The organism is Ruegeria sp. N4, from assembly GCF_056531425.1.
On the sequence record NZ_JBQFLT010000001.1, the window covers coordinates 130,798 to 154,790 of the forward strand.

General features: G+C 59.6%; 21 protein-coding genes. 8 read left to right on the forward strand and 13 right to left on the reverse strand.

The features are described from left to right. Positions 1 to 91 precede the first annotated feature (91 nt). Genes ACR0LW_RS00655 through ACR0LW_RS00665 form a run of 3 tightly spaced genes read left to right on the forward strand, consistent with a single transcriptional unit; the run spans position 92 to position 2,324 of the window. Positions 92 to 1,153: an Mrp/NBP35 family ATP-binding protein gene (locus ACR0LW_RS00655; protein WP_480881205.1), complete on the forward strand. Its 1,062-nt coding sequence runs from the start codon at positions 92 to 94 to the stop codon at positions 1,151 to 1,153. After that, on the forward strand, positions 1,150 to 1,845 hold the full coding sequence (locus ACR0LW_RS00660; RefSeq protein WP_480581526.1) for a biotin/lipoate--protein ligase family protein: 696 nt from the start codon (positions 1,150 to 1,152) through the stop codon (positions 1,843 to 1,845). The genes ACR0LW_RS00655 and ACR0LW_RS00660 overlap by 4 nt, the downstream gene beginning before the upstream one ends. Further along, a complete protein-coding gene (locus tag ACR0LW_RS00665; protein WP_170621668.1) occupies positions 1,845 to 2,324 on the forward strand; it encodes a DUF6505 family protein in 480 nt (159 codons plus the stop codon). The genes ACR0LW_RS00660 and ACR0LW_RS00665 overlap by 1 nt, the downstream gene beginning before the upstream one ends. On the opposite strand, the gene ACR0LW_RS00670 is transcribed toward ACR0LW_RS00665, so the two are convergent. The 8 genes from ACR0LW_RS00670 to acs form a co-directional block, all read right to left on the reverse strand. Beyond that, entirely contained in the window at positions 2,321 to 2,821 is a 501-nt protein-coding gene (locus ACR0LW_RS00670) for a flavin reductase family protein (RefSeq protein WP_170451303.1), read from the reverse strand. The two genes, ACR0LW_RS00665 and ACR0LW_RS00670, sit on opposite strands and share 4 nt — an antisense overlap. Before the next feature lie 88 nt (positions 2,822 to 2,909). Then, positions 2,910 to 4,322 (reverse strand): 3'-5' exonuclease, encoded by a 1,413-nt coding sequence (locus ACR0LW_RS00675; RefSeq protein ID WP_480881208.1) that lies wholly within the window; start codon positions 4,320 to 4,322, stop codon positions 2,910 to 2,912. Between the two features lie 2 nt (positions 4,323 to 4,324). Then, positions 4,325 to 4,843 carry a hypothetical protein gene (locus tag ACR0LW_RS00680; RefSeq protein WP_170518075.1) on the reverse strand — a complete coding sequence of 173 codons (519 nt, stop codon included), beginning with the start codon at positions 4,841 to 4,843 and terminating at the stop codon, positions 4,325 to 4,327. A gap of 93 nt (positions 4,844 to 4,936) precedes the next feature. Then, positions 4,937 to 6,760: a DUF294 nucleotidyltransferase-like domain-containing protein gene (locus ACR0LW_RS00685; protein WP_480881211.1), complete on the reverse strand. Its 1,824-nt coding sequence runs from the start codon at positions 6,758 to 6,760 to the stop codon at positions 4,937 to 4,939. Between the two features lie 109 nt (positions 6,761 to 6,869). Beyond that, positions 6,870 to 8,654 carry a sodium:solute symporter family protein gene (locus ACR0LW_RS00690; protein WP_170451296.1) on the reverse strand — a complete coding sequence of 595 codons (1,785 nt, stop codon included), beginning with the start codon at positions 8,652 to 8,654 and terminating at the stop codon, positions 6,870 to 6,872. 15 nt (positions 8,655 to 8,669) lie between these two features. Beyond that, positions 8,670 to 8,954, reverse strand: coding sequence for a DUF4212 domain-containing protein (locus ACR0LW_RS00695; RefSeq protein WP_170451294.1), 285 nt, complete (start codon positions 8,952 to 8,954; stop codon positions 8,670 to 8,672). Between the two features lie 181 nt (positions 8,955 to 9,135). Further along, on the reverse strand, positions 9,136 to 9,819 hold the full coding sequence (locus ACR0LW_RS00700) for an adenylate kinase (protein WP_480881214.1): 684 nt from the start codon (positions 9,817 to 9,819) through the stop codon (positions 9,136 to 9,138). 7 nt (positions 9,820 to 9,826) lie between these two features. Further along, positions 9,827 to 11,791, reverse strand: a complete 1,965-nt coding sequence (gene acs, locus ACR0LW_RS00705; protein ID WP_480881216.1) for an acetate--CoA ligase — start codon at positions 11,789 to 11,791, stop codon at positions 9,827 to 9,829. A gap of 428 nt (positions 11,792 to 12,219) precedes the next feature. Here acs and ACR0LW_RS00710 point away from each other — a divergent pair, with 428 nt between their 5' ends. From ACR0LW_RS00710 to ACR0LW_RS00720, 3 genes are read left to right on the forward strand one after another with little or no spacing between them, the layout of a single operon-like run. Continuing rightward, positions 12,220 to 13,236 (forward strand): C4-dicarboxylate TRAP transporter substrate-binding protein, encoded by a 1,017-nt coding sequence (locus ACR0LW_RS00710; RefSeq protein WP_480881218.1) that lies wholly within the window; start codon positions 12,220 to 12,222, stop codon positions 13,234 to 13,236. A gap of 60 nt (positions 13,237 to 13,296) precedes the next feature. Further along, on the forward strand, positions 13,297 to 13,926 hold the full coding sequence (locus ACR0LW_RS00715) for a TRAP transporter small permease (protein WP_170630200.1): 630 nt from the start codon (positions 13,297 to 13,299) through the stop codon (positions 13,924 to 13,926). Between the two features lie 3 nt (positions 13,927 to 13,929). Next, on the forward strand, positions 13,930 to 15,333 hold the full coding sequence (locus ACR0LW_RS00720) for a TRAP transporter large permease (protein ID WP_170451282.1): 1,404 nt from the start codon (positions 13,930 to 13,932) through the stop codon (positions 15,331 to 15,333). 261 nt (positions 15,334 to 15,594) lie between these two features. Here ACR0LW_RS00720 and ACR0LW_RS00725 read toward each other — a convergent pair whose 3' ends face one another. After that, complete coding sequence (locus ACR0LW_RS00725) at positions 15,595 to 16,638, reverse strand: ornithine cyclodeaminase (RefSeq protein ID WP_170621676.1); 1,044 nt, start codon at positions 16,636 to 16,638, stop codon at positions 15,595 to 15,597. Further along, the gene (rocF, locus tag ACR0LW_RS00730) at positions 16,638 to 17,558 is read right to left on the reverse strand and encodes an arginase (protein WP_170451277.1); all 921 of its coding nucleotides are present in this window, start codon (positions 17,556 to 17,558) and stop codon (positions 16,638 to 16,640) included. Before rocF ends, ACR0LW_RS00725 begins: the two co-directional genes overlap by 1 nt. A gap of 86 nt (positions 17,559 to 17,644) precedes the next feature. On the opposite strand from rocF, the gene ACR0LW_RS00735 reads away from it, so the two are divergent. Both ACR0LW_RS00735 and mprF read left to right on the forward strand, forming a co-directional pair. Continuing rightward, positions 17,645 to 18,073 (forward strand): Lrp/AsnC family transcriptional regulator, encoded by a 429-nt coding sequence (locus ACR0LW_RS00735; RefSeq protein ID WP_480881222.1) that lies wholly within the window; start codon positions 17,645 to 17,647, stop codon positions 18,071 to 18,073. A gap of 126 nt (positions 18,074 to 18,199) precedes the next feature. Further along, positions 18,200 to 20,809 carry a bifunctional lysylphosphatidylglycerol flippase/synthetase MprF gene (gene mprF, locus ACR0LW_RS00740; protein ID WP_480881224.1) on the forward strand — a complete coding sequence of 870 codons (2,610 nt, stop codon included), beginning with the start codon at positions 18,200 to 18,202 and terminating at the stop codon, positions 20,807 to 20,809. Between the two features lie 3 nt (positions 20,810 to 20,812). On the opposite strand, the gene ACR0LW_RS00745 is transcribed toward mprF, so the two are convergent. Genes ACR0LW_RS00745 through ACR0LW_RS00755 form a run of 3 tightly spaced genes read right to left on the reverse strand, consistent with a single transcriptional unit; the run spans position 20,813 to position 23,910 of the window. Continuing rightward, positions 20,813 to 22,375, reverse strand: coding sequence for an efflux transporter outer membrane subunit (locus ACR0LW_RS00745; protein ID WP_480881227.1), 1,563 nt, complete (start codon positions 22,373 to 22,375; stop codon positions 20,813 to 20,815). 11 nt (positions 22,376 to 22,386) lie between these two features. Then, positions 22,387 to 23,532: an HlyD family secretion protein gene (locus tag ACR0LW_RS00750; RefSeq protein ID WP_170621679.1), complete on the reverse strand. Its 1,146-nt coding sequence runs from the start codon at positions 23,530 to 23,532 to the stop codon at positions 22,387 to 22,389. A 21-nt stretch (positions 23,533 to 23,553) separates the two neighbouring features. After that, on the reverse strand, positions 23,554 to 23,910 hold the full coding sequence (locus tag ACR0LW_RS00755) for a DUF3302 domain-containing protein (RefSeq protein ID WP_170518099.1): 357 nt from the start codon (positions 23,908 to 23,910) through the stop codon (positions 23,554 to 23,556). Positions 23,911 to 23,993 lie beyond the last annotated feature (83 nt).

Genomic DNA, 23,993 nt, shown 5'->3' on the forward strand with positions numbered 1-23,993 from the left:
GCCAATTGGCAAATGCGTCAAATGAACGAAGAAAGACGGAGACACATGCAATGAAAAGCAACCATGCGATGCAGGGTAAGGGGATGAAGGCATGAGTGTCCGTGACGCGGTTCTTGCAAACCTGAAAAAGATCACCGACCCGGTGTCCGGTCAGGATATCGTCAGCGCCGGTGTCGTGCGCGCGCTGAATGTCGAAGGTGACACCGTGCGGTTTGTGCTCGAGATCGATCCCAAGCAGGCCGAACGCATGGAACCTGTGCGCGCCGCTGCCGAACAGGCCGCGCAGATGGTGGACGGTGTCGCCAGGGTCTCGGCCATGTTGACCGCGCATTCCGACAAGGCCCCGCCGGATCTGAAGCCCAAGCCCAAACCCTCGCAAACCGGGCCGCAGGCGGTTCCGGGTGTGGATCGGATCATCGCCGTTGCCTCGGGCAAGGGTGGGGTGGGTAAGTCCACCGTCTCGGCCAACCTCGCCTGCGCCTTGGCGGCCGAGGGTCGGCGCGTGGGTCTGCTGGATGCGGATGTTTATGGCCCGTCGCAGCCCCGGATGCTGGGTGTTTCGGGCCGTCCGGCCAGCCCGGATGGCAAGACGATCCTGCCGCTGCGCAACCATGGCGTCACCATGATGTCGATGGGTCTGATGACCAACGAAGGGCAGGCGGTTGTCTGGCGCGGACCCATGCTGATGGGCGCGCTGCAACAGATGATGAGCCAGGTGCAATGGGGTGCGCTGGACGTGCTGATCGTCGATCTGCCACCCGGCACTGGCGACGTGCAACTGACGCTGAGCCAGAAGTTCCAGGTGGACGGCGCTATTGTCGTCTCGACCCCGCAGGATGTGGCCCTGATCGACGCCCGCAAAGGGATCGACATGTTCAATCAGCTCAAAACGCCCATCGTGGGCATGATCGAGAATATGTCGACCCATATCTGTACCAATTGCGGGCATGAGGAGCATATCTTTGGCCATGGCGGTGTCACCGCAGAGGCCGAGGCGCTGGGCGTCCCGCTGCTGGGTGAAATTCCGCTGCATCTGGACATCCGTCTGGCCGCTGACGGAGGCGCGCCCATCGTCGTCACCAAGCCCGACAGCCCGCAGGCCGAAGCGTTCCGCAAGATCGCCCGCGACATGATTGCCAAGGGGAACGCATGACCGAACCGGTCTTCCCTCCGCTGCTGACGGGCCATCCTGCGCAGGGCGGGGAAGACCCGTTTGAGAAGGCGCAGGCCATGGCGGCGCTGGGCTGTGATGCAGGGTCGGTGGTCTACAACATTCAGGCCGACCGCTTGCGCGTGGCCATCGTCTTCGCGCCCGAGGTGCCATTGCAGGATGCCATGGCGATGCTGCCGTTGTGCGCTGTGGGGTTCCAGAATGCGCTGGGCGCGCTGGCCCCGCCCGAAGTGGCCGTGCATCTTGGTTGGGACGGGCTGATCTGCGTGAATGGCGCGAAATGTGGACAGTTCCACGTCGCAGCCTCGACCACAGACCCGGATCAGATGCCCGACTGGCTGGTGATCGGATGGGAACTGGCGCTGCTGCAAACCAGCGATGCACCGGGGAACACTCCGGACATCACTGCGCTGTATGACGAAGGCTGCGCCGACGTATCTGCAACCCAACTGGTGGAAAGCTGGTCACGGCATATGCTGACATGGCTCAACCGCTGGCAAGAGGACGGCAACGCGCCATTGCACGGCGAATGGCTGGGTCTTCTGCGTGGCGTCGGGGAACCGCTGGCCGACCGGGGCGTCTTTCTGGGCACGGATGAGCGGTTCGGTATGCTGATCCGGGACGGTGACGACACCCACCTGCGCCCGCTGACAGAATTATTGGAGACGACCTGATGAAACTCGCCCGTGCGATCCATTTCGATGAAAGCGACATGAATGTGTTTCATTCCCCTGCGCGCACCGGAGAATGGTGCATCTCGGGCGGGTTCGAATTCTCGAACTGGGGGCAGGGCGATCTTGAGGGGAAATCCCGGCAGGCCTTCGCCAATGGCTGGTTGGGGTTAGAGACCTTCGGGCGCGTGACATTTGTTGCGGTGACCCAGATCGAAGCGGCGGAAAAAGATCAGATCATCCAAAACCTGGCCGAGCATTTCGTGCAGTTCTATGGCGCGCCATCGGTCGAGGATGCGCTGGGCGTGGCGCAGGCGGAAATCGAGCATATGTCGGAACTCTGCGATGAGCACGCGCCGAACACCCTGCTGACCGTCGCGCGTGAGCTGACCGAAAGCGGTGTGCACGAGGCATTCCGCGTGATCACGCCGCAAGAAACCCAGCTAGAGGCGCTGGCGGTTCATGGGTCGCTAGACGATTAAACGTTGTCGACAAAGCCGCCGAACTGACCACGCTTGAAGATCAGGCCCTTGCCGGTGCGGTACATCACCTGTTCCACCTGACCGACAAGGATCAGATGATCCCCGGCCTCGTGTTTGGCATGAAGCTGGCAGTCAAACCGGGCCAGACACTCGGCCAGTTGTGGGCGACCGGCTGCATCCAGTTCCCATTTGGCATGAGAGAAATCGGTGCCGTCGCGCGCGAATTTCAGTGCGGCATCCTGCTGTTCCTGTGCCATGACGTGGATTGCATAGTGCTGGCACCCGTTGAAGGCGTTGAAGCGGTATGAATCCTTGGCAAGACACCACAGCACCAAAGGCGGATCCAGCGAGACCGAGGCAAAAGAGTTCACGGTGATCGCGCGCGGGCCGTTTTCCGTGTGCGTGGTTACGACCGTGACACCCGTTCCGAAACAGCCCAATGCCTCGCGAAAGGCGGTGCTTTGATCGGGGCTGGGGGTGAAGGTGTTTTCGGTCATTGCACGCTCTTGGTTCCGGCGCGCCTGAGGTGCCACGCGCCATCCGGTTTGTCCATCAAAAGCTTAATGTCGCGCGCATATTCCCCGATCAGTTGAGGTCTTCCAGCAGACGCCCATGTTTGCGTGTCTCGGCAATAACCGCGCCAAACGTGGCCATCTGCCTTGCCTGCAACATCGGCAGCATCCTGACCAAAGCCTCGGCCGTTGCGACGGCGTCCCCAAGGGCGGTGTGGCGCAGCGCCTCGGGGATGGTGATGTCCAGCCGGTCACATACAGCGTCCAGCGTATGCGTTTCGCTGGCCCCGAACAGGACCGCCGACAGCAGAACCGTGTCCAGAATGGGGTGATCCCATTCGACATCCATGCGTTTTGCGTGACGGCGCAAAAAGGCCATGTCGAACGGCGCGTTATGCGCCACGATCACGGCGTCGCGTGCGAATTGGTGAAACACCCGTCCGGCCTGCGCGATATCCGGCGCGCCCTGAACCATGTGGTCGCTGACCTTGTGCACTTTGGTCGAGGCTGCGGGGATCGGGATGCCTGGATCGACCAGCATGTCCAACTGCTCGCCCTCGACGATGCGCCCTTTGATGACACGTACCGCGCCGATCTGAACGATTTCGTCTTTGTGCGGCAACAGGCCGGTGGTTTCGGTGTCGAAGACCACAAAGCACAGATCTGACAGGTCGCGCTGCTCGAACGCTTCCTCTGCGGCCGTGGTCAGCAGGTCGAAGTCATAAACCAGGGGGCGGGCGGCCTCGGGCGCAATACGCGCGGCGCTGTCGTCGAAGATCAGCATATAGCCCGGCGCATCGCCCAAAGGCTTCATACGAGCCTGATAGCTTTGATTGCCGTCAATGCTGATCAGGGTGCATTCGACATCCATGCCGGTCTTGGTCAATCGGGCATAAGCTTTTTCCAGCGGCTCGGGATCGAGGTATTCGAACAGGGACGCGTTGAGGCGTGGGTGTGCGATCTGCGCCAAAACCTCTGCCGCCTGCGCGTCATAAAGAACGATCTTGTGCGATGGGCTGGACAACAGCATGGCCACCGGAATCTCGGTCAACAACGCGGTCAGGCGTTGCTTTTCCGCGGCCAGATTGGCGGTTTCGGCGGCGACTGCCTCGGCGATGTTCAGGGTTTTGTCGGATAGCTGATCCGCCAATCCCGCAGCGGCAGGGGCCAGATCACCCAGATATTTTGCCGCATCAACATCCATATCGGTGCTGACCCCGGCATGCGCGCGGGCCCGTAATTCAGCCGAGAGGCGCTCAATGGGCTTGGCGACGTTGTCGTCGAACAACAGCCAAACCCCCGCGATAAGCGCCAGTAACCCAAACCCGGTCAACAGGCCCGAGAAGACAAAGGCATCCAACAATTCCGGCATGTCTGCGCGGGCATAGCTGACCCACAGCGCAACGGTACTGACGGCCACCCCGCCAGCGGCAAGAAGGCAGAAGAACAGAAAGATCCGGATCCGAAGGCTGAGGCGGGTCAGCATGGTTACACTCCGCAGGTTGCCTCGATAATCGGGTCGCCGGTTTCGGCTGTAATCCAGTCGGCGTTCAGCAACTGACCGTCATCGCCAAATTCGGCCCCATCCGCCAGGCTCGCACGGCGATTTTCGGCGCAGTTCACGGCGACGGGCAGTTTGGAGACCGGTGACCAGCGGCCAAAGAAATACAGATCGACCAGACGCTGATCTGGCACCTGATCGTTGGTCTTCACGGAAACCGTATCAATTGCGGCGAACCGGTCCACAAAGGGCACCGCATATGTCCAGGGGCGATAAAACGCGCGGCTTTCGACCTCTTGGATCACCGCCAGACTGTCTGGCAGAGTGTCCCGGGTGCGATCATACCAGGAATACTCGCTGGCGATCGTCATCCCGATCATCCCCAAACCTGCCGCGACCGGAGTGGCCCAACGCGGCAACAGACCGCCCGTCAGTTTGTTCAGCACCATCACGATCCCGGCGAATGCAAAACCCGCGAATATTGTGCCGATCAGTTCCAGAAACATGCGGTTCCTCCAGTTTTCGGGCGCGACACGCCCCTTCTTTTCGTTCCAAATACGGTCGCCGAAGGCGATCCCTTGTGCGACACAGGCGCAGGTTTAGCCTAGCATCCCCTTGCCGTGACCCACAGCCGATTGCATCGTCTTGATGACAACAAACGCGTCCCGCAAATGGCTGCGCTCAAAATCCGACAGGTCCGAGGGTGGCAGGTAGTTATCCGGTTCCCGTCCAGCTTTTACAATCCGGACCTGATGTTCCAGCCGGGTTTCAGCGATCAGGTCATAGGCATCCAATAGGTCCCGCGCCCCAGAAGGGCTGAGAACACCTGTCGCCTCGGCAGCTTTCAGGCGGGCGCGGGTGTTTGCCTCGGTCAGTTGACCTTGCAGGGCGTAAATCCGCGCCAGATCGACCACGGGCACGACGCCGTTGTGTTTCAGGTCCAAAGTGTTGCGATGCTCGCCTGACCGGATCGTGGCAAACCCGCGCAGCAAGCCCAGCGGCGGAGTATGCTTCAGCGAGTTCGAGATCATATGCGCCACAAAGATCGAGTTCGAACTGGCCGCTTTCAGCGTGTTGGCGTGCAAATCGGCAAACAGCTCGAACGCGCCGCCAATTGGACGCAGGTCAAACATGACCGAGGCCAGCATCTGCGCCTCGGGGTTGGGTTTGGCAATCCAGCCGCTGAAATACTCGCGCCAGACCCGCACAGGCTGGCACCAGCGCGGATTGGTCGCCATCATGTCGCCGGGGCAATAGAAATATCCGCACACGTCCAGCCCGTCCGAGACGAACTTCGCAAGCGATTGAAAATATGGCATATCGGCGTCGGAGGCGCTGTCATCCAACATCAGGCAATTGTCCTGATCGGACACGCCTGTCTGTTCCTGTCGCCCTTGTGAACCGCAGGCCAGCCACAGGTAAGGGACAGGCGGTGGCCCCAGTTTTTCCTCGGCCAGCGCCAACAGCCGTCTTGTGGCTGTGTCGGCAATGTCGGTGATCAGCCGGGTCACGATCTCGTGCCGGTTGCCCCCCGCCACAAGCTGCACCAGAAGCTGCGGGATCTCTGCCGTGACCTTGGCCATATCCTCGGCGCTGTTGGCATTGGCGATACGGCGCACCAGCTCCGCCGAATTGACGGCCTGATAGTGGGTCAGATCGGTTTGCGTCACGATCCCGACCAGACGCCCCCCTTCGCAAATCGGGATATGGCCGATCCCGCGCTCCATCATCACATGCAGCACATCCGATCCGATGTCCGAAGGCGAAAGCGTCGTGGGGTTCGGCGTCATGATCTGCGAGACCGGAGTATCCGCCGGAAGCGCGTCCGCCACGTATTTGCCCGAGATATCCCGCAGCGTGGCAATCCCCACCAAGCCATCAGCATCCGTCACGCAGAGGGATGAAATGCGCTTGTCACGCATAATGCGCGCTGCGTCTTGCACCGGCGTCGCAGGGGGGCAGGTGGCCGGGCTATGCGCCATCAGAGTATCGATGGCGCTGGTCGCAAGGCTTTGCGGCCCGGCACGGTCGCCGCGTGACCGGTCAAAGAATTTCGACACGATTTCGTGCCCGTCGATCAGCTCGCGCACCAGATCAGGCGGCAGAACGATCAGCACAGATGGTGAATGCGCCCGCGCTTTGGTGGCTGCCTTGCCGTCCTTCAGCAGCCCGCGTTCGCCAAAGGAATTTCGCAGCCCAAGTTGCGAAACCACAGCGCCGTTTTCATCGGATATTTCGACCTGACCTTCGTAGATCAGAAAAACGCCGGGCAGGGTATGGCCCAGATCATAGACTTCGGAGTCCTCGTCGACCTCCCACACCTCGATCTGCTGGGCGATATCCGCCAGCACCGAGTCTGGAAGCGCGTCATAGGGGTGTACGGATTTCAGAAACCGGGTGATCTGGTCGTGGGACAAGGGCATCAGATACCTCCGGATGGTCTGAGTAAAAATCCCGCCCGGTGGAATGCCGGGCGGGAACAGTAAGTCGAAAGACGCGGCACATAGAGGTTATCCATGCACCGCATCATGCTCATTTATTCTGAGCTGCGCCAGCACCACGGGGAATGCGAACGCTTTCGACCAGATCTTTGATCTCCTGCGGAGTCTCTTTGGTCATACCGGCGACGACGTAGGCTACGCCGAAGTTGATCATCGCACCGATTGCGCCGAACGAGGTCGACTTGATCGGACCCAGCAGCGGGTCAGCATCGGTGAACGAGTTGGTGCCCGGAATGAACAGCCAGCCCTTGTGCAGGAAGATGTAGACCAGGGTCACAACCAGACCAGCCATCATGCCAGCAACCGCGCCGGTGTTGTTGATGCGGGTCGAGAAGATCCCCATCATCAGCGCCGGGAAGATCGAGGCTGCCGCCAGACCAAAGGCCAAGGCCACGGTTTGCGCCGCAAAGCCCGGTGGGTTCAGACCCAGCCATGTTGCGACCACGATGGCAACGGCCATTGCGATCCGCGCCGCCAGAAGTTCACCCTTTTCAGAGATCGACGGGTTGATCGCACCTTTGACAAGGTCGTGGGACACCGCCGACGAGATCGCCAGCAACAGACCCGCAGCCGTGGACAGGGCAGCGGCCAGACCACCGGCAGCAACCAGACCCACAACCCAACCTGGCAGGTTGGCAATCTCCGGGTTCGCCAGAACCAGGATGTCGCGGTTGAACTTGGTCAGCTCGTTTCCGACCCAGCCTTTTTCTTCAGCGAGTGCCTGCATATCTGCATTGGCATCGTTGTAGTACTGGATCTTGCCGTCGCCATTCTTGTCTTCCCAATCCAGCAGACCGGTTTTCTGCCATGTGGCCATCCAGTCATAGCGAGGATCGTTGTCGATTTCCTCGACCGACACGGCTCCGCCTTCGATGCCGCCATTGGGCCACATCATGTCACTGATGTTCAGACGCGCCATGGCACCAACCGCAGGGGCAGTCAGATACAGCAGAGCGATGAAGACCAGCGTCCAGCCAGCGGACCAACGTGCGTCAGACACTTTCGGCACGGTGAAGAAGCGCATGATCACGTGCGGCAGACCGGCGGTACCGATCATCAGCGACAGCGTGAACAGCACCATGTTCAGCGTGTTCGAATGGTGGGCCGTGTACTCGTTAAAGCCCAGCTCGGTCACGATCGCGTCCAGCTTGGTCAGCAGCGGCTCACCGCTTGCGGTATCGCCAAACAGACCCAACGCCGGGATCGGCGTGCCTGTCAGCTGCAGCGAGATGAAGATGGCCGGGATGGTGTAGGCGGTGATCAGCACGCAGTACTGAGCGACCTGAGTGTAGGTCACGCCCTTCATCCCACCAAACACCGCGTAGGCAAACACAACAGCGGCACCGATCAGCAGGCCGGTGGTGTTGTCAACCTCGAGGAAGCGGCCAAAGGCCACGCCCACGCCGGTCATCTGACCGATCACGTAGGTCACTGACGCAACGATCAGACAGACAACCGCAACGACACGTGCGGTCTGGCTGTAGAAACGGTCGCCGATGAATTCCGAGACGGTGTATTTGCCGAACTTACGCAGGTAGGGCGCAAGCAGCAGAGCCAGCAGCACGTAGCCACCGGTCCAACCCATCAGGAAGGTCGAGTTGTCATAGCCGGTAAAGGCAATAAGGCCCGCCATCGAGATGAACGAGGCCGCAGACATCCAGTCTGCCGCTGTTGCCATACCGTTGGTGACCGGGTGAACGCCGCGACCGGCGGCGTAGAATTCAGATGTGGAACCCGCGCGGGCCCAGATCGCGATGCCGATGTATAGCGCGAAGGATGCGCCAACAAACAGCAGGTTGATGGTAAACTGATCCATTATCCCCGCTCTCCCTTACTCTTCATCCACGCCGTATTCGGCGTCCAGCTTGTTCATGCGCCAGGCGTAGTTGAAGATCAGCACCAGAAAGACCAGGATCGATCCCTGCTGGGCGAACCAAAAGCCCAGATCGGTGCCGCCAACAGAAATGCCGGACAGCAGCGGACGCAGCAGAATGCCGAATCCAAACGACACCAGCGCCCAAATCGCGAGGCTGATGTAGATGAGGCGCAGGTTGGCCTGCCAATAGCCCTTATCGGCTTCGGCAGTCTGCGCGGAGTTTGTAGATTGATCCGCCATTGCGGTTTCCTCCTTCGCTTCCTCGTTGGGCGACCCGTTGCCCAACTCCTCCAGTGCTGCGGGCCGCTTCTCGATGTTTCCAAACGCCCCGTGACGTCCGGCATAACTTCTCTGTTCCGCCAGGGCGGTTCATTGAAGTATTCTGTTGTGGGATCAAAGCCTTGCGGCCTTTCTCCTCCCCTTACTTCATCGCGTCGCTGACGATCACCTCCAGGTCGCGCGCGATGTCCTCAATCTGGCCCATGGCGTTTTTACGTTTCAGCACGCCTTGGGTTTCGTAGTAGCTGATCAGCGGTGCGGTCTGCGCGTGATAGGCGGTCAGGCGCGAAGCCACCGTTTCCGCGTTGTCATCCGCGCGACGCTTGAACTCGGTGCCGCCGCAATTGTCGCAGGTGCCTTCAACGGCGGGCTGTTTGAACCGGTCGTGATAGCCTTCGCCACAGCCTGCACAGGTGTAGCGGCCCGAGATCCGGATCACCATTTCGGCGTCCTCAACCTCAAGGCTGATTGCGGCGCTGATCTTCTGGTCGCTTTCCGCCAGCAACCCATCCAAAGCCTCGGCCTGAACGGTTGTGCGGGGGAAGCCGTCTAGGATAACGCCCTTGGCGCAATCGGGCTCGGCCATACGGTCGCGCAGGATGGCGATGACGATCTCGTCACTGACCAGATCACCAGCCTCCATTACTGCTTTTGCCGCATTACCGGCCTCGGTGCCTGCGGCCACGGCGGCGCGCAAAAGATCGCCCGTGCTGAGTTGAACGAGGCCGAACTTGTCCTCGAGCATTCGCGCCTGCGTACCCTTCCCGGCGCCCGGAGGGCCGAGAAGGATCAGAACAGCAGGGGATATGGTCGTGGCAGCGTCCATCACATCCTCACTTATTCGCACGGTTTTCGATCAGGTCTTCGACAACCGAAGGATCGGCGAGTGTCGACGTATCGCCCAGGCTGCCAAAGTCGTTCTCGGCAATCTTGCGCAGGATACGGCGCATGATCTTGCCCGAGCGGGTCTTGGGCAGGCCCGGGGCCCACTGGATTACATCGGGCGAGGCAATCGGGCCGATCTCGGTCCGAACCCATGTGCGAAGCTCTTTCAGCAGGTCATCCGAAGGCTCGCGATCATTCATCAAAGTGACATAACAATAGATGCCTTGTCCTTTGATTTCATGAGGATAGCCCACAACAGCAGCCTCAGCCACAGCGGCATGCGCCACCAGAGCGCTTTCCACCTCGGCCGTGCCCATACGGTGACCGGATACGTTGATTACGTCATCCACACGGCCGGTGATCCAGTAATCGCCATCTTCGTCGCGACGGCAGCCGTCACCGGTGAAGTAATAGCCTTTGTAGTCCGAGAAATAGGTCTTCTCGAACCGTTCATGATCACCCCAGACGGTGCGCATCTGACCGGGCCAGCTGTCTTTGATGCACAGGACACCTTCGACGCCGTTGCCTTCGATCTCAACACCCGATTGCGGGTCCAGAACCACGGGCAGAATGCCAAAGAACGGCTTCATCGCAGAACCGGGTTTCATCGCATGTGCGCCGGGCAGGGGGGTCATCAGGTGACCGCCGGTTTCCGTCTGCCACCATGTATCCACAATGGGGCATTTGCCCTTACCGACAACGTCGTTGTACCAGTTCCAGGCTTCGGGATTGATCGGTTCCCCCACCGTTCCCAGAGTCCGAAGATCGCTTAGGTCGCATTTCTCGACAAACTCGTTGCCCTGACCCATCAGGGCGCGGATCGCGGTCGGCGCGGTGTAGAACTGGTTGACCTTGTGCTTTTCGCAAACCTGCCAGAAGCGGCTGGCATCCGGATAGGTCGGCACGCCCTCGAACATCAGCGTGGTCGCACCATTGGCCAGCGGGCCGTAGACGATATAGCTGTGGCCGGTCACCCAGCCGACATCCGCCGTACACCAATACACGTCGCCTTCGTGATAATCGAACGTGATCTCATGCGTCATGGCAGCGTAAACCAGATAGCCGCCGGTGGTGTGCACAACGCCTTTCGGTTGGCCGGTCGAGCCGGATGTATAGAGAATGAACAGAGGATCCTCGGCGCTCATCTCGGCGGGCGCGCAATAGTCGTCTGCCTCCAAGGCCATCTCGTTATAGTCGTAGTCGCGACCGTCGATCCACGTGGTCTGACCTCCGGTGCGCTTGACGACAAGACATTTCACCGTGTCCTTACAGTGCAACAGGGCCGCGTCCGCGTTCGATTTCAGTGGCGTCTTGCGCCCTCCACGCGGCGCTTCGTCGGCGGTGATGACAACCTTGGCATCGCAGCCGTTGATCCGCGCCGCCAGCGCGTCGGGCGAGAATCCGGCGAACACGATAGAATGGATTGCACCAATGCGTGCGCAGGCCAGCATGGCATAGGCCGCCTCGGGGATCATCGGCAGGTAGATCACCACGCGATCGCCTTTGCGCACACCCAGTGATTCCAGAATATTCGCCATCCGGCAGGTGCGGCGGTGCAACTCGGCATAGGTGATGTGCTGGGCAGGGTCGTTTGGATCATCCGGTTCCCAGATGATCGCTGTCTGATCTCCACGCGTCTTCAGATGACGGTCCAGACAATTGGCCGAGACGTTTAGCGTACCATCGGCATACCAGTTGATCTTGACCGAGCCAAAGCTGTAATCGACGTCTTTGACCTGAGAGAAAGGCTTGATCCAGTCAACGCGCTTGCCCTGTTCGGCCCAAAACGCGTCAGGGTCGCTGATCGAAGCTGCATACATCGCGTCATATTTCGCGGCATCAACATGCGCACGTGCGACGGTTTCTGCGGATGGCGGATAAGTCTTGGCATCTGCCTGGGCAGCGGTGGTCATTTTTGAGGCTCCTCCCTCTGGACTGGATTTCACTGGGTCATTTCTTTCCCCAAGATCGGGCAAAGTCGATCCCATTCCTCCCCAATCGCAGTATGGCCGGGTTCAGAAAATAATGAAATAAATTGCCGTAATCCTTGAATTTGTTTGTCAAAAAATTTCTTTCCGTTGGGTAAATGTGTAAACAAAGCCTAAACTTTTTATTAAATATTGTTAAAAAACAAAAGCTAAGTTGTAATGATGATGACGGCGCTGGCTTGCCCTCAGGCTTCCATGATGGATGGGTGGTTCCCCTGGATGCACCGATCAAGCGCCTCTCGATAGGTCCGGCAAAACTTTGCCAATCTCTGTGCAGGGTTGGCATCGGCGAATGTTGGCGCTAGCTTTTTTCCAAGCGCCTCGGGAGGAGGTGCACATAAGGGAGAGATCACATGAAAAAGATGTTGAGCGGTGCTGCCGCCGCCGCAATAAGCATTGCCTTTGTCGCCGAGGCATCAGCGACCGAATGGAATGCCTCGGTCTGGGGCAAGCGCCGCGCCTTTACCGAACATGTCGAAAAACTGGCCGAGCTGGTGAATGAAAAGACCGGCGGGGATTTTACCATCAATGTCAGCTATGGCGGGTTGTCCAAGCCGCGTGAGAATCTGGACGGGATCGAGATCGGTGCCTTCGAGATGGCGCAGTTCTGCGCAGGTTATCACCGCGACAAAAACCGGGCGATCACTGTGCTGGAACTGCCATTCCTTGGCGTGAACAACCTGGCGGAAGAGGTTGCCGTCAGCCACGCGGTCTATGACCATCCCGCCGTGCAGGATGAGATGGCGCAGTGGAACGCGCGCCTGCTCATGACCTCGCCCATGCCGCAATACAATCTGGTCGGCACCGGCGACCCACGCGATCAACTGACCGAGTTCGAAGGCATGCGCGTCCGTGCAACCGGTGGTCTGGGGCAAGCGTTTGAAGCGGTTGGCGGGGTCCCGACCTCGGTGCCGGCCACCGAAGCCTTCAACGCGATGGAATCCGGCGTGGTCGACACTGTGGCCTTTGCCCAGCACGCGCATCTGTCCTTTGGCACGATCAATGAGGCCGACTGGTGGACCGCAAACCTGAACCCCGGCACGGTGAACTGCCCGGTTGTTGTCAATATCGACGCGTATGAAGCCTTGTCACCGGAACACCGCGAAGCGCTCGACAGCTCGATTGACGAGGCCATCGATCACTATCTGGCCAATTACGGCGGTCTGCTGGAACAGTGGGACAGCGTTCTGGAAGAAAAGGGCGTGACCAAGGTGATGATCGATGATGCAGTCATCGAAGAGTTCCGTACCAAGGCCGCTGATCCGATCCGTGAACAGTGGATTGCGGACATGTCCGCGCAAGGTCTTCCCGCACAAGAGCTTTATGATCTGGTTCAGTCCACGTTGCAGCAACAGCGCGGCGGCAACTGATCGTATTTCCGGGCGCTCGGACAGGGTGCCCGGACATCCCTGACATAAAGGATCACCGGAATGGCAGGTACAGCCACGGTGCTGGAAGACGGCAGCCGCCTCAGCCAGCTGGATCAGCGTCTGCTGACGGTCGAGCGTTTTTTGGCGTTGATCAGCGGTCTTGCCGTATTTGGTCTGATGGTTCTGGCCGTAGTCTCGGTCAGCGGGCGAAACGCAATCAACGCACCTCTGCCCGGCTATGTGGACTGGATCGAGCAGGCCATGCCCCTGATTGCCTTTCTGGGCATCTCCTACGTTCAGCGGGACGGCGGACATATCCGGATGGATATTGTCATCTCGCGCCTGCGGGGACGTGCTTTGTGGTTGTTCGAGACGGTGTCGGTCATCCTGATCCTGGTGTTGATGCTGGCGCTGGTCTGGGGCAGTTGGTCCCATTTCGACCGATCCTTCGATTTTGGTGCGCCGTTATGGAGCCGCGACAGTTCCATCGACATCGGAATACCTCTGTGGCCCGCCAAGCTGTTGGCACCGGTGGCGTTCTCGGTGCTGTGTCTGCGGCTGGTTTTGCAGGTCTGGGGATACGGGCGCGCATTTGTACTGGGGTTGGATGCGCCGGTGGCCGTGCCCCTGATCCAGGACGCCGCAGCACAGGCCGCAGCCGAGGCCGATCAGTTCGAAGGGCAGGACTAGCGCATGGACACGATCGAGATCGGCCTTTGGGTCACAGGTGGCCTGCTGGTTCTGGTTGTAACCGGTATGCGAGTGGCCTTTGCGGCGGGTCTGGCCGGGTTGTTCGGCCTGATCTGGATCTTCTGGGCCAAGTTCGGTTACGACCCCGACCGGTTCGGCAAGGCCGTCACCGTTGCCGTCAAAACGGCAGGGCAGGTGCCGCATTCCAAGGTGGCGGCACATACACTCAGCCTGATCCCGACCTTCATCCTGATCGGATATCTGGCCTACTACGCCGGTCTGACCCGAGCGTTGTTCGAAGCGGCCAAACGTTGGATTGCTTGGGTGCCGGGCGGGCTGGCCGTCTCGACCATCTTCGCCACCGCAGGATTTGCCGCCGTGTCCGGCGCGTCGGTCGCCACCTCTGCCGTGTTCGCCCGCATCGCCATCCCCGAGATGCTGAGCGTCGGCTACAACAAACGCTTCGCCGCTGGTGTTGTGGCCGCTGGGGGCACATTGGCCTCTCTCATCCCGCCATCAGCGATCCTTGTGATCTACGCAATCATCGTCGAGCAGGACGTCGGAAAACTGCTTCTGGCCGGGTTCATACCGGGGGCATTTTCAGCCCTTGTCTACGGGCTATTGATCGTTGGGATTGCGGTCGTGTTCAAATCCGTCGGCCCCCCCGTCACCGGCTTCAGTTGGAAGCAACGTTTCGCTGCTCTGCCGGGCGCAATCCCCATCGTTGCCGTCATCCTGATCATCATCTGCTTTGTCTATAACCCGTTCGGAGACAAAGCCTGGGGTACCCCAACCGAAGGCGGCGCAATTGGCGCTTTCATCGTGTTCTGCTTTGCTCTGTTTCACGGCATGCGCTGGCCCGAGTTCAAATCCGCCCTGCTGGAAACGGCCAAACTGACGGCCATGATCTTTTCGATCATCTGGGGCGTGTTGATCTATGTGCGCTTTCTTGGCTTCGCCGACCTGCCGGGCGCGTTCTCGGACTGGATTACCTCTTTGGAAATGTCCCCGATGCTGATCCTGATCTGCATCCTTCTGGCCTATGCCGTACTGGGCATGTTCATGGACGCAATCGGCATGCTGTTGCTGACCCTTCCGGTGGTCTACCCGGCAGTCATGGCCCTGAACGGCGGTGAGACTGTAAGTGCCGCCGAGAGCGCCTTTGGCATGTCTGGCCCCATGTGCGCCATCTGGTTCGGAATACTGGTGGTTAAAATGGCCGAGTTCTGTTTGATCACGCCCCCAATCGGATTGAACTGTTTCGTCGTCGCAGGCGTGCGGCCGGATCTGAGTGTTCAGGATGTCTTCAAAGGCGTCACACCTTTCTTCATCGCGGATGCTGCGACGATTGCCTTGCTTGTGGCGTTCCCGGGGATCGTTCTCTACCTGCCGTCTTTGGCCGGGTAAAGCCATGCGAGGCTCTGCCTCGCGCTCCGGGATATTTTTGGCCAGATGAAGAAACGGATCCTTAACCATTCTGATGGAAAAGAGTTCTGCGGTACAGGCGGGGACGCCGATGACCGCGCCAGGTGAAGCTCTCTGGCCGGTCGGTCAGAGGGCGGATCCCTGCTTCATCTGGCTATAAATATCCCGGGGGAGTCGCCCGCAGGGCGGCGGGGGCAGAGCCCCCTTTGCCGGCCATGGCTCAAGCAGTGATCGGTTGGGCTACTATCCCGCCCGCATCAGCATCCCAAACAGGTCGCGCGGGTCGTCGGGGTCAGCGAGCATATCCAGCGGTTCGTAGAAATCGGTCCCCTCGACCACGCTTTTGATCACGCGCAGGGCCGAGAAATCCTCAATTGCGAAACCCACGCTGTCGAACAGGGTGATTTGCCTGTCATCGGTGCGACCTTCGATCTGGCCGGTCATAACCTGCCAGATCTCGGTGACGGGGTAATTAGGTTCAAGCGCCTGAATCTCACCCTCGATCCGCGTCTGCTCGGGGTATTCCACAAATATGTCCGAGCGCAGCAGGATATCGCGGTGCAGTTCGGTTTTGCCGGGGCAATCGCCGCCGATTGCGTTGATGTGAACACCGGGTCCGACCATGTTGTCTGTCAGGATGGTGGCGTATTTCTTGTCGGCAGTGCAGGTGGTGATGATCTGAGCACTCTCGATCGCTTCCTCGGCCGTTTTACAAGCCACCACGTTCAAGCCCTTGCCGTGAAGGTTTGCCGCGCATTTGGCGGTCGCGTTTGCGTCGATGTCGTAGAGGCGAACGGTTTCGATCCCGCACATTGCCTTGAACGCAAGGCATTGGAATTCGGACTGCGCGCCATTGCCGATCATAGCCATGGTGGTCGCGCCCTTGGGCGCAAGATATTGACCCACCAGTGCCGAAGTGGCCGCAGTTCGCAGCGCCGTCAGAATGGTCATTTCCGTCAACAGAGTGGGGTAGCCGGTGTAAACATCTGCCAGCAAACCAAAGGCGGTGACAGTCTGCAGCCCCTCGGACGTGTTCTTCGGGTGGCCGTTGACGTATTTGAACCCGTAAGCCTCACCATCCGATGTTGGCATCAGCTCGATCACCCCATGTGGTGAGTGCGCTGGGATGCGCGGGGTTTTGTCAAAGCTTTCCCACCGTTTGAAATCGGCTTCGATCTGAGTGGCGATTTTGGCGATCATCGCTTCGACGCCGATGTGGTGGACCAGCCGCATCATGTTGTCGACGGACACGAACGGGACCAGGGCCTTGTCGGAAGGTGCAGTCATCAGAAGCTCCGTGTGGGGCGGTCAAAGATCCGGCGTCCCATCAGCGACGCGGTCAGATCCACCATCAGTCGTGCGGTGCGCCCGCGTTCGTCCAGAAACGGGTTCAGTTCCACCAGATCGAGCGAGCTGACCAATCCGCTTTCATGCAGCAGTTCCATGGCCAGATGCGCCTCACGTTCAGTTGCGCCGCCGGGCACGGTGGTTCCGACCGCTGGCGCAATGGCCGGATCGAGGAAATCCACATCCAGCGACACGTGCAGCAGGCCGTTTTCGGCCCGAACCCGATCCAGAAATGCCATCAGAGGTGCTTTGATCCCGTGTTCGTCGATACTGCGCATGTCGGCCAGCATGGCCTGGTCCTGCTCGAGAACCGCGCGTTCGGCGGGATCGACAGAACGCAAGCCGATCATGCCGACCCGATTTGTGGGCACTGTGGCGGGCAGGGGCGGAAACGCCTCGAACCCCGGCTGGCCAGTGAAATAGGCGACCGGCGTGCCGTGCAGGTTTCCGCTGCCGGTGCTGGTCGGCGTATGAAAATCGCTGTGGGCGTCGAGCCACAGGACAAATAGCGGGCGGTCGATCTGTTGTGCATATGCTGCCATTCCGGCAACGGTGCCCATCGACAAGGCGTGATCCCCGCCCAAAAAGACCGGTGTTCCCTCGGGCGCGGCCTTCTGCGTTGCGCGGCTGAGCGCGCTTGTCCAACCCACGCATTCGGGCAGCGAAAACAGGTGTTCATGTTCCGGCATCTGCACCGCGTCAGGGGCCACATCGCCCCAATCGGTGACAGTATGCCCCAACTCGGCCAGCGCGGTTTCCAACCCGGCAACACGATAGGCATCGGGGCCCATTCGGCACCCCTGACGCCGTTTGCCGGCATCCAGGGGTGCACCGATCAATATGATGTTCTTGATATCCATGTGTCCATTTAACCGTTCGATATATCTTGCTGGAAGACGGCAAATTGTTCAAAATGAACTTAAGAAATCCGAAACGGAAACAAGTTATGGACGAACTGGACAATCGACTGATCAGCGCGCTGCACCGGGATGCACGGGCGTCGCTGTCGGAACTGGCTGAGACGCTGGGGGTGACCCGCACAACCGTGCGCAGCAGGATGCAGCGGTTGAAACAGTCGGGTGAGGTTGTCGGCTTTACGGTCCTGACCCGCCGCGACGTGGCGCAAAGCCCGGTGCGTGGGTTGATGATGTTGGAAATCGAAGGGCGCGGGACCGAGCGTACGATGGCCCGTATCGGTGCAATGCAGCAGGTACGGGCCGTGCATTCCACCAACGGCAGCTGGGATCTGATTGCCGAGATCGGAACCGAAACGCTGGTCGAACTGGACGAGGTGATTTTTCAGATCCGCCGGATGGAGGGGATCACCCGATCCGAGACGAACCTGCTGCTGTCTACTCGCAAGGGTCGGTTCTGACAGGGCATAGCGCTTTGACCCGGAAGGAAATTGTGACAGAGTTTCTTTGCGTGTCGCCCCAAAGGGGCGCGTCAGACCAAGGGGCTGGCGTCGCACACGGTTAAGAAAACGGCAGGGGCGCGCAGCATGACAGCACAGGACCACAGCGACGAGTCCAAGGCGATGCAATGGGCTGAAAAGCTGACCGGGATGCTGGAGAAACCCTGGGTGCGTATCGCCATTCCGGTTCTGGTCACAGCGATCGCTTTGACGGTTCTGCACGAGCTGTCGTCGCATGTGAAATGGGCGGATGTGCAATCCGACATCGCCGCGACGCCCTGGACATTGCTGCTGATCGCCCTGTTCTGGGCCGGAGTAAGCTATTTCTCCTTGTCCTTGTATGATGTCTTTGCGGTGCAAAGCGTAGGCGGTGGCAAGGTGCCCTTGCCGATTGCGGGTTTGGCGGGGGCCAGCGGTTATGCGGTTTCCAACTGCCTGGGGTTTTCCTACATCACCGGCACGGCGATCCGGTACCGGATCTACGCCTCGCTGGGCCTTGATCTGGGACGTGTGGCCGGGGTGATCGCCACGTCCTGGGTCGCGTTCTGGATGGGGTTGGTTCTGATCCTTGGGGTGTTGCTGACATTGCACCCCGATGGGATCTCCAAAGTTCTGCCGATCAGCGAAACGGTCGAGACGATCATTGGCCTGTGTCTGCTGACCGGGTTGGTCGCGGTGTTCTTCTGGTTGGCCAGTGGAGGGCGCCGGTTCTCGTTCGCCGGGTTTGAGTTCAACCTGCCGGGTGGCAAGCTGGCCAGCTTGCTGACGCTGGCGGCCTTGGGCGACCTTCTGGGTGCGTCGATGGTTTTGTATGTGCTCATGCCCGACGATCTGGGCGTTGGGTTTCCCTATTTCTTCACGATCTACGTGGCCGCCATTGCGGTCGGAATCCTCAGCCACGCACCCGGAGGGATCGGCGTGTTCGAAGCCACCTTGATCGCGGGGCTGGGGGCCTCGGGTCGGTCGGACGTGATCGCTGCGTTGCTGCTGTATCGGGTTGTTTACACCTTTGTTCCTTTTGCAATCGCCAGCCTGTCCATAGCCGTCGCCTCGGCCCTGACACAGCGCCACCGGATCGGCGGAGCGGCGGTTTGGGTGTACCGGGCCATCCGCCCGATTGTGCCGATGGTCGCAGCGGGTGTGACCGCAACCGCAGGTATCATCCTGTTGGTTTCGGGCGCGTTGCCGTCGAATTCCCAAAACCTGAGTGTCTTGCGCGACGTGCTGCCCTTGTCCTTTGTCGAGGCGTCGCATCTGGCGGGCAGCGCGGTGGGGGTTTTGCTGCTGCTGGTTTCGCGGGGTCTGTTCCGCAAACTCTACCGGGCGTGGGTCGTGGCGATGTTGCTTATGGTGGCGGGCTTTGCCGCGTCGCTCGCCAAGGGTTTGGACACGCATGAAGCCATTGGCCTGTTGGTCACGATTGCCGTGCTGGCGCTGTTTCGAGGTGCGTTTTACCGGGTCAGCGGGGCGTCGATCTTTCGGCTGAACGTCCCGTGGCTGATCAGCGTGGTCGTCCTATTGGCGGTGATCTTCTGGATCGGCCTTTTTGCCTATTCCCATGTCGAATACCAGAACGCCCTTTGGTGGGAATTCGCGTGGAACGGCGACGCCTCGCGGTTCCTGCGATCCAGCCTTGTGGTGGCGGTAATCGTGGGCATCGTCGCCGTGACCTCGTTGTTCGGGCGCGAAATACCGGCACCGGTCCGCACCGAAATCCCCGAGGTCGTCGAACGGTTGGTGATGGAGAGTGAGGACACCGAATCCCAAATCTCCCTGACCGGAGACAAGCAATTCCTGATCGCACCGGATGAGACAGCATTCATTGCCTATGCCGACACCGGCAACGCCATCATTTCCAAGGGCGAGCCGGTAGGGGATGAAAAGGCCGGGCAACAATTGGTCTGGCAGTTGCGAGAGATGGCGGATCGCGAAGGCAAGCTGTGTGCGTTTTACAGCGTTTCGACCAAGTATCTGCCGACCTTCCTTGATCTGGGCCTGTCGATCCTGAAAATCGGTGAGGTCGCGCGCGTTCCGCTTCGGGACTTCTCGCTGGATGGAAAATCCCGAAAACGGTTCCGGCAGGCCAAGAACCGGGCCGAGCGGGAAGGGTATGTGTTCGAGATCATTCCAAAAGACCAGCTTGCGCCGGTGCTGCCGGATTTGCGGAAAATCTCGGATGACTGGTTGGCGCAAAAAGCGGGGGCTGAAAAGGGGTTCGCTCTGGGCGGATTCGACGACGACTACCTGTCCTATTTCGATCATGCGGTGCTGAGGAATGGTGAGACCGGACAGATAATGGCCTTTGCTAACCTGTTTCAGGGCGGCAACAAATCCGAACTGTCACTGGATCTGATGCGGTATGAACCCGACAGCCCCAGCTTTGTCATGGATGCACTGTTTGCCGAGATGATGGTCTGGGGATCCGAGCAGGGATTCCACTGGTTCTCGCTGGGCGCGGCCCCGTTTTCAGGCATCGAAAACCGCCAGTTGGCCTCGCTCTGGAACCGGATCGGCGGCTTTGTCTATGAACATGGCGAGCAGTTCTATCACTTCGAAGGGTTGCGCGCGTTTAAGCAGAAGTTCGACCCGGAATGGAGCCCGAACTATCTGGCCAGCCCCGGCGGTCTGGCCGCGCCGCGCATTCTGTACGAGGTGAATATCCTGATTTCAGGCGGGCTGCGCGGTCTGACGAAGTAACGCTTAGTTTAGACTCGCCCCGGTCGGGTCCTGTTGCAACAGGTCGCCCCAATCGGTGCGATACGCCATCTCGGCCAGAACCGTTTCCGGCAGGAACTCCTGGTTCTGACGAATTTGCCAGCCACCGCCCAGTCCCTTGTAAACGGCGACCAGATTGCTTGAGACCTGCTGCCGTGCCTCGATCAGATTGGCCTGAGACCGCAAGAGCGCGGTTTGCGTATTCAGAACTCGCGAATAGTCAGCGATCCCGTCGCGATATTGGCTGACCGCAATATTCGCGGCCTTGCGCGAGGCATCGACGCTTTGCTGGTACAGCCCGACCTGCTTGCGCGCCTGTGCATAGGCGACCATGGCGCTTTCGACCTCGGAATAGGCGGTCAGAACGGTGTTCTGGTAATTGGCGATCAGTGCCTGATAGGCGGCGTCCTGCGCGCGGACATTGTTCTGGATGCGCCCATAGTTCAGCACGTTCCAGACCACGCCCGCACTGGCCAGACCCGTCGTGCTGTTCGAACTGAACAGATCGCGCCCGCCCGAGGCCTGCAAGCCGATCGAGCCGGACAACACGAACTGTGGATACAGGTCCGCCATCGCGATACCCACCTGCGCCGATTGCGTGGCGGCCGCCAGTTCCGCCGCGCGCACATCCGGACGCCGACGCAGTAATTCTGCCGGAACGCCCACGGCGACATTGGACCGGGCCGAGGGGATGCGCCCGGAGTTACCCAAAAGGCTGGTCATCCGTGAGGGCGTTGCGCCAAGCAAGACGGCCAACGCATTCTTGGTCTGTTGCAGGTCGCTCTCTAACTCGGGCACCAATGCTTTGGTATTGTTCAACAGTGCGGTGGATTCCTGAACGTCCAACTCGGTTGTGACGCCGTTGTTGAAACGTAGCTGGGTCAGGTCCAATGACTCTTGTTGAAGGGTAATGTTTTCACGGGCAACGGCCAAGGATTCCTGCAAGGCGCGGATATTGACATACAGTGCCGCCACATCCCCGGTCAGCGTCACCAGCGCGTCATCGTAATTGGCAACCTGAAGGGCAAGGTTCGACCGTGCAGCCTGAACACCCCGTCGTTGCGCGCCCCAGACATCCAGCTCCCATTGCGCATCAAAGCCTACTTGCGAGGTCGAAAACTCGGTATCCAGCGGGATGATGCGGTTGATATCCGAGATCGGCCCAAGGTTATCGCTGATCTGTCGCCGTTCCAGAGATCCACCAATTGCCTGCGACTGAGGGTAAAGCTCGCCAAAGGCGATCCCCAACTGCGCGCGGGCCTGCAACACACGGGCTCCGGCAACCTGCAAAGTCAGGTTCTGGGCATAAGCCTCGGCCACCAGCTTGTTGAGGGTGGGGTCATTGAACGTCTCCCACCACTTCACCACCGGCGCGCTGCGCGAGGTCAGGCCGCTTGGCCCTGTGCTGGGGCTGTTGACCTCGATCCACTCTTTCACGACCGGAGAGTTCGGGCGCACGAAATCCGGGCCAACCGGCGTGCAGGCGGTCAGCATCGCTGCGCACAGGGCCGTTCCCATCAGGTATCGAAAGGGTTTGGCCCGTGTCATGCTCTGCGTCCTCAAATGTCCAGCGGTCGGATGAAATTGGCGAAGGAGTAGAGGCGGATATTTATGCGCCTCAGAAACTCAAAGCTTTTGCCCTGACCGGTATAGATGGCGACGGCAGCGTGACCGCCGGCGGGAAGAATATGGTCTTCGGGCAGATCGACCGTGATCTGAACCGCGATCCGACCGGGCAGTTTCGGCAATTCGAAACCGGGCAGGCGGCCCGAGGGTAGATACTGACCCTGTCGCGTCGCCCACCAGATCGCCTCGACCTTGCCGGGTAGGATTTCGCCGGGATATAGATCAAGGGCGACCTCAACCTCTTGTCCGACCTCGACGAATTTCAGGTTTTGCTGCCGGAACGTTGCCAGAAGATAGGGGTTATCCTCGGTCACGAAGCTGGCGATTGCGCCCAGTCGAATGTCACCGACCACAAGACCGGGGCGGGCCTGTTGTGAGACGATCATGCCGTTTTCCGGGGCATAGATCGTTGTGTTGTTTAAGAAATACTCGGCCTCGGCCAATTGCGCCTGCGCTTGCAGAATGCCGGTATTCACACCGTCGATCTGGGATTCCTGCGCGAGAATGGATTTTTGCAAATTGGCTTCGGCTTGTTTCACCGCCGCCTGATCCTCGGTCACTTGTTCGTTCCAGCGATCCAGCTCATCCTGTCGTGCACCTCCGGCAGGAACGAGGTTCTCGTATCGCGCCTGCTGGGTGAAGGCATAATCCAGTTGTGCAATGGCCCGCTCAACCGCTTCGGTCGAGGCGATGACATCCTGTTCCAGAATTTTCGCGTTCTGCTGGGCAGCCACCAACTGCGCCTGCGCATTGTCCACCGCCAGCGAAAACACCGTGTCGTCGAAGCGATAGAGCGGATCGCCCTTGGTGACGGGAGTGTTCGGTTCCACCAGAACTTCGGTCAGGATCGTCGGCTGCGTTAGCTTGGGTACGATCTGAATGGTGGACCGTACGACGTGACTGTCGACCGAGAAAGGCTGGAAGAACCGCAATGCGACCAAGAAGATCAGCAACAGATGCGCACCGACCCAGAAGGATACAATCCCCCAGGCGATGTTGAACTTCAGCCACTCCATCTTGAAGAAGATGAACCAGACGAAAATGATGTAGAAAAGCGTGATGCCCAGGGCGACGAACATGTGCGGATGTTTCCTTTGGCCTTAGCTTTTCTGCGTCTCGTCCGACGCGGCCTGATATTCTTCCTTGACGGTCCCGCCTAAGCGTTCAATGTCTTTGCGGATGGCTTCTTTTTCTTCGTCGGGGCCGCGACGCATATCAACCGTGATGCCGTCGTGAAATGCCCACATGAAGGCATGGACCCATGGCACAACCGCCAAAAACCCCATCCATCCCATGATCTTGACGGCTTCGGCGTGCGGATGGTTGCGTTTGATCGCGATGCGACCGGGCAGACCCATGATGAACAGAAACAGCGCCATCACAGCGGCCAGCAACAGGATCAATGCAACGAAAGTCAGGTAATCGTAGTAGCCCAAAGGCTGTCCCAGAAGTCCCATGCTCGCGCCTCCTTTCTGGACGGTTGCCCCATCCTCAGGTGTAGGGGGGCGATCGTCAATCCATTAATGGTGGAAGGCGGTCG

Coding starts and splice junctions, on each gene's coding strand:
- ACR0LW_RS00655 (WP_480881205.1), top strand. CDS start 92: ATGAGTGTCCGTGACGCGGTTCTTGCAAACCTGAAAAAGATCACCGAC.
- ACR0LW_RS00660 (WP_480581526.1), top strand. CDS start 1,150: ATGACCGAACCGGTCTTCCCTCCGCTGCTGACGGGCCATCCTGCGCAG.
- ACR0LW_RS00665 (WP_170621668.1), top strand. CDS start 1,845: ATGAAACTCGCCCGTGCGATCCATTTCGATGAAAGCGACATGAATGTG.
- ACR0LW_RS00670 (WP_170451303.1), bottom strand. CDS start 2,821: ATGACCGAAAACACCTTCACCCCCAGCCCCGATCAAAGCACCGCCTTT.
- ACR0LW_RS00675 (WP_480881208.1), bottom strand. CDS start 4,322: ATGCTGACCCGCCTCAGCCTTCGGATCCGGATCTTTCTGTTCTTCTGC.
- ACR0LW_RS00680 (WP_170518075.1), bottom strand. CDS start 4,843: ATGTTTCTGGAACTGATCGGCACAATATTCGCGGGTTTTGCATTCGCC.
- ACR0LW_RS00685 (WP_480881211.1), bottom strand. CDS start 6,760: ATGCCCTTGTCCCACGACCAGATCACCCGGTTTCTGAAATCCGTACAC.
- ACR0LW_RS00690 (WP_170451296.1), bottom strand. CDS start 8,654: ATGGATCAGTTTACCATCAACCTGCTGTTTGTTGGCGCATCCTTCGCG.
- ACR0LW_RS00695 (WP_170451294.1), bottom strand. CDS start 8,954: ATGGCGGATCAATCTACAAACTCCGCGCAGACTGCCGAAGCCGATAAG.
- ACR0LW_RS00700 (WP_480881214.1), bottom strand. CDS start 9,819: ATGGACGCTGCCACGACCATATCCCCTGCTGTTCTGATCCTTCTCGGC.
- acs (WP_480881216.1), bottom strand. CDS start 11,791: ATGACCACCGCTGCCCAGGCAGATGCCAAGACTTATCCGCCATCCGCA.
- ACR0LW_RS00710 (WP_480881218.1), top strand. CDS start 12,220: ATGAAAAAGATGTTGAGCGGTGCTGCCGCCGCCGCAATAAGCATTGCC.
- ACR0LW_RS00715 (WP_170630200.1), top strand. CDS start 13,297: ATGGCAGGTACAGCCACGGTGCTGGAAGACGGCAGCCGCCTCAGCCAG.
- ACR0LW_RS00720 (WP_170451282.1), top strand. CDS start 13,930: ATGGACACGATCGAGATCGGCCTTTGGGTCACAGGTGGCCTGCTGGTT.
- ACR0LW_RS00725 (WP_170621676.1), bottom strand. CDS start 16,638: ATGACTGCACCTTCCGACAAGGCCCTGGTCCCGTTCGTGTCCGTCGAC.
- rocF (WP_170451277.1), bottom strand. CDS start 17,558: ATGGATATCAAGAACATCATATTGATCGGTGCACCCCTGGATGCCGGC.
- ACR0LW_RS00735 (WP_480881222.1), top strand. CDS start 17,645: ATGGACGAACTGGACAATCGACTGATCAGCGCGCTGCACCGGGATGCA.
- mprF (WP_480881224.1), top strand. CDS start 18,200: ATGACAGCACAGGACCACAGCGACGAGTCCAAGGCGATGCAATGGGCT.
- ACR0LW_RS00745 (WP_480881227.1), bottom strand. CDS start 22,375: ATGACACGGGCCAAACCCTTTCGATACCTGATGGGAACGGCCCTGTGC.
- ACR0LW_RS00750 (WP_170621679.1), bottom strand. CDS start 23,532: ATGTTCGTCGCCCTGGGCATCACGCTTTTCTACATCATTTTCGTCTGG.
- ACR0LW_RS00755 (WP_170518099.1), bottom strand. CDS start 23,910: ATGGGACTTCTGGGACAGCCTTTGGGCTACTACGATTACCTGACTTTC.